The organism is Albidovulum sp., from assembly GCF_041919395.1.
GTDB lineage: Bacteria > Pseudomonadota > Alphaproteobacteria > Rhodobacterales > Rhodobacteraceae > Albidovulum.
Genome location: NZ_JAYRTX010000153.1, coordinates 1 through 3,996 on the forward strand (window position 1 = coordinate 1; position 3,996 = coordinate 3,996).

Below are 3,996 nucleotides of genomic sequence, written 5' to 3' on the forward strand. Positions count from 1 at the left end.
CGCGGCCGACGCTCGCGGCCTTCGTCCATGCCGCGCTCATCGCCTATCCGCGCTACCTCGACCCGGTGACGGGCCTGCCCTGCCCGCCGGAGGTCGTCGTGGAGCGGCTGGCGCGTCACGACCTGCCCGCGGCCGGCCGCGTCAATCGGCTTCTGGCGAAGCTCCAGGGGGTTTTCGCCAGCCACCCGTGGCTCTGGCGGTAGCGACAGGCGCGTTCGGCGGGGGTACTTGCGCCGCGCTGCGGATGCGACCGCTCAGTCGCGCACCCAGAGGCTCAGCGTATCGCCGCCGATCCGGTCGACGCGGGTCAGCCGGAACCGCGGCGCGGCCGAGAGCTCATCGAGCCCGAGCGGGCCCAGCGCCGGCCAGCCGTCGCCGCCGAGCGCGAGGCCGGCGGTGAAGAGCGCGATCTCGTCCACCACTCCGGCGCGCAGAAGCGAGGCCGAGAACTGGCCGCCGCCCTCGACGAGGACACGGGTCAGCCCCGCCTCGCCCAGCGCGACGAGGATGGCGCGGGGGTCGAGCCGGCTGCCCTTCTCCGTCACCTTGAAGAGCCGCGCCCCGGCGCGCGCCCATTCCGCCCGGTCCGGCGCCGGGGCCGAGGGCCCGTGGACGAGCCAGAGCGGGACCTCGCGCGCGCTCCGCCCCAGTGCGCCCCCGACGTCGAGGTCGAGGCTGCGCGCGGCGACGACGCGCACCGGCTGGTGGGCAACGCCGAGGCCGCGCACGGTCAGCATGGGATCGTCGGCGCGCGCGGTGCCGGCGCCGACCATCACCGCGTCGTGGGCCGCGCGCATCGCATGCACACGCGTCCGCGCCGCGGGCCCGGTGATCCAGCGGCTTTCGCCCGCGGCGGTGGCGATCCGGCCATCGAGGCTTTGCGCCAGCTTCAGCGTGACCATCGGCCGGCCCTTGAGGACGCGGCTGAGGAAGCCCTTCTGCAACGCCTGCGCCTCGGCCGCCATCACGCCCTCGGCGACCTCGATCCCGGCGGCGCGCAGGATCGCATGGCCGCGCCCCGAGACGCGCGGATCGGGATCCGCGGTCGCGGTCACGACACGCGCGACGCCGGCAGCGACAAGGGCGTCGGCGCAGGGCGGCGTCTGCCCGTGATGGGCGCAGGGCTCCAGCGTCACGTAGGCGGTGGCGCCCTGCGCTGCGGCGCCCGCCATCGCCAGGGCCACCGTCTCCGCATGGGGGCGGCCGCCCGGCCCTGTGGTGCCACGGCCGACGACGCGGCCGCCCGCGACGATCACGCAGCCCACCGCCGGATTCGGCCAGACCCGGCCGAGCCCGCGCCGGGCAAGACCGAGGGCGTGGGCCATCTGGCGGCGGTCGTCTTCGGCCGTCACTCTTCCGGTGCGCCCGTGGGGCGCAGTTCCGAGACGAACTTGTCGAAGTCGTCGGCCGCCTGGAAGTTCTTGTAGACGCTTGCGAAGCGGACATAGGCTACGGTGTCGATCCGGGCGAGGCTCTCCATCACGATCTCGCCGATGGTCTTCGACGGGATGTCGGTCTCGCCCAGAGATTCGAGCCTGCGGACGATCCCGGAGATCATCTGGTCGATGCGCTCGGGGTCGATCGGTCGCTTCTGCATGGCGATGCGGATCGAGCGTTCGAGCTTGTCGCGGTCGAAGTCCTCGCGCTTGCCGGAGGACTTGATCACCACGAGATCGCGCAGCTGGACCCGCTCGTAGGTCGTGAACCGCCCGCCGCAGGCCGGGCAGAACCTTCGCCGCCGGATCGCTACATGATCCTCGGCGGGTCGGCTATCCTTCACCTGCGTATCGACATTTCCGCAAAACGGGCAGCGCATTCCCTTCCCCTCGGTCCGAATTTCCGGTTATCCACAGGCACTATAGGCAGCCCTCTAGGATTTGGGTAGGGGGCATTTGCCGCCACCAGATAACGGCGGGAACAGGCGGGGAAAATAGGTCACATTCTCCCCTTATGGTTGCACGCCGGATGCGGCAGTTTCCCACCCGGTCCGGCCCGGGGCGCACCGCCAAAAAGACCCCGGCCGGCCGGCCGCCGTCACGGACCGTCCAGTGGAACGCCTCGCGCGGGGGGTGTCGCGGACGTCTTTGGCCACCACAGGCGGCCAGGGGACCCGGCGACCGGTTTCGGCCGGCGCCGGGCACCCCGCCTTCATCTTGCGTCGCGGCGATAAAGCACCCAGCCCCGCCCCTCTCCGACGATCCCCGCACCCGCGATCGCTTCCGCCGCCGCCTTCGGCGCATGGCAGAAGACGACGAGATCGAAGCCCGAGGCAAAGAGCGCCCGCACCTGCGCCGTGCCGGCAAGCCCCGGGGACGCCGCCTCGCGCGCATCCGAGGCGGCGATGGCAGCGGCGAGGGGACCCGCGATGCGCAAGGGCTGCTGGGTGGGATCGGCGAAGGTCGGAACAGCGATCCCCCGTTCAAGACCGAGGAGGAACGACAGCGGCTTGCAGGCGCGCTGCGCATCGCGGCCCTGGCTTTCGGCGGCGAAGGCAGGCGCCGCGAGCAGGCGTCCGGGCAGGTGCTCCGTCGCCCTGAGGAACCCGCGATAGCTCTCCCCCGCCCCGGTCCAGACGACTGTGACCATCAGGAGATGGAGCGGCAGGAGCACCGAAAGCGCCCGCGCAATCGCCACACCGCCCCCTAGCGAGGGAACGAGTCCGCCCGCAAGCACGGCGAGCAGGACGAGAGGCAGCCGCTCCGGCAGGTGGCCGACGCCGAAAAGACCCGGCGGCACCGCGACCGCGAGCAGGGCCGCGAGAACAGCCACGAAGCGGAGTCGACGGTCGAGGCGGAGCCGGCCGGTGGCCAGGCCGAAGCCGAGCAGCCCCCAGAGCGCGAGGCCGAAGAGCCGGTCGGCGACGGGCCAGCCGCTTTCGGCCACACGGAGCGTCCCGTCGAGCCGAAGCCGAACCTCGTCGAGAATCCGCTCGCCAAAGGTGCCGTCCCGCAGGTGTGCAGCGAGGTTGCCCGCCGCCGCGGTCACGCCGCCCTCGCCCCCGGCGGTCGCGCTTGCGAGGAAGAGAAGGACGGGCAGTGCCGCGACGGCAGAAAGCCGGAACAGGCGCCTGGGCAGCTTCCGCAGCCCGGGCCGGCCGCCATCGGCCGCCTGCGCCACTTCGACGGCCGCGAGGCTGAGACCCCAGAGCGCAAAGACGAATCCGTGGGTGAGGAAGATCGCTACGCCGGCAGCGACCGCGAAGGCAAGTTGGCGGGCCGGCGCGCCGACCAGCGCGATCCAGACGCCCAGGGAAGCGAGCGCAAGGCCGAGCCCCAGAAGGAAATTCGCGAAACCCCAGCCGAGGATGAAGCTGTGGGCGAGGATGCCTGCGAGAACGACGGCCAGCGGGGTCACGCGCCCGTGGAGGCAGCGCGCGAGCACGAGCACACCGGCGAAAGGCGCGGCGATGGCGACCAGCGCGACGATCCGGGCCGCGACCAGCGCGGGCAGGACCCGGAAGAGCGCTGCACCGAGAAGGTCGAGGCCGAGATTGGGAAGCAAGCTCCACGCGGTCCGATAGTTTTCGGCCAGCCAGGGGTCGCGTCCCGCGTCGGCAAGGATCGCGTAGCGGAAGGCGTGGGCGTAGAAGTCGATCAGCGGCAGGACCGGTGCCGTGAAGGCCGGCACGAGGCAGAGCGCCATCACCAGCCAGGCCCGCGTATCCGTCCGTGGCAGCAACCGAACCGACACGACGGCTTGCGTATCCATGACCCGACCGCACCCCTACCCGACTCGTACCCTCGGCGGAGCCTCGGACAGGTCAGACCGCGCGCCAAGGGGCAAACCCGATCCTTCGCTGCAAGACCCTCGCGGGGCGCGGATTTTCGCGGCATCCCGCCACCCCGCCCCGGCAGGATGCGCGGCTTTCCGCCGAGGTCAGCGGCGCCGCGCGCCCCGCAGCCGGTGATAGACCCGCCGCGCCTCCTGGTAGAGCAGGTTGCGGCGCGGGAAGTCCGGCTTGCGGCCCTTGCGGTCGTGGACCGAGAACTCGACCGT

General features: G+C 72.2%; 4 protein-coding genes. 1 reads left to right on the forward strand and 3 read right to left on the reverse strand.

The genetic code is table 11. From position 1 onward, the window contains the following. Window positions 1-203, forward strand: a 203-nt coding sequence (locus tag ACMUOO_RS16550) for a hypothetical protein (RefSeq protein WP_413855749.1), incomplete at its 5' end; no start/stop codon positions are given. Between the two features lie 51 nt (window positions 204-254). Here ACMUOO_RS16550 and ribD read toward each other — a convergent pair. From ribD to ACMUOO_RS16565, 3 genes are all read right to left on the reverse strand, one after another. Continuing rightward, on the reverse strand, window positions 255-1,352 hold the full coding sequence (ribD, locus tag ACMUOO_RS16555; protein WP_301919462.1) for a bifunctional diaminohydroxyphosphoribosylaminopyrimidine deaminase/5-amino-6-(5-phosphoribosylamino)uracil reductase RibD: 1,098 nt from the start codon (window positions 1,350-1,352) through the stop codon (window positions 255-257). Continuing rightward, the gene (gene nrdR, locus ACMUOO_RS16560; protein ID WP_301919463.1) at window positions 1,349-1,816 is read right to left on the reverse strand and encodes a transcriptional regulator NrdR; all 468 of its coding nucleotides are present in this window, start codon (window positions 1,814-1,816) and stop codon (window positions 1,349-1,351) included. Before nrdR ends, ribD begins: the two co-directional genes overlap by 4 nt. Window positions 1,817-2,148: 332 nt before the next feature. Further along, complete coding sequence (locus ACMUOO_RS16565) at window positions 2,149-3,708, reverse strand: hypothetical protein (RefSeq protein ID WP_413855750.1); 1,560 nt, start codon at window positions 3,706-3,708, stop codon at window positions 2,149-2,151. Between the last annotated feature and the right edge of the window lie 288 nt (window positions 3,709-3,996).